The organism is Halalkalibacter lacteus, assembly GCF_036663595.1.
In the GTDB taxonomy this organism is placed as follows: Bacteria; Bacillota; Bacilli; order Bacillales; family Bacillaceae_D; genus Halalkalibacter; species Halalkalibacter lacteus.
Window position 1 is genome coordinate 1 of sequence record NZ_JAWRVL010000501.1, and the last position, 230, is coordinate 230.

Sequence of the window (230 nt, forward strand, 5' to 3'; positions counted from 1 at the left end):
TTCTTCATGAAATTCATTTTGTGCAGCCTGCTGATAAGCTTCAGAATTATTCAATTCTCCAAAACTTTGCCAGTACTTTTTCTCGCTCATAGTTTATGTTGATTGATTGCCGTTAAAGACAATTTTCAATTGAAATTAATAGTGACATTTTTGACATTCGGTTCCACCGATCTTTTCTACAGTAACACCTTTTACGCTATCGATTTTCCCATTCTTCAATTCTTCATGGT

At 33.9% G+C, this 230-nt stretch carries 1 protein-coding gene; it reads right to left on the reverse strand.

What is annotated here, in order from left to right:
• Positions 1 to 90 (reverse strand): TAT-variant-translocated molybdopterin oxidoreductase (locus SAZ04_RS23690; protein WP_431309063.1); only part of this gene is annotated, 90 nt, incomplete at its 3' end.
• Positions 91 to 230 lie beyond the last annotated feature (140 nt).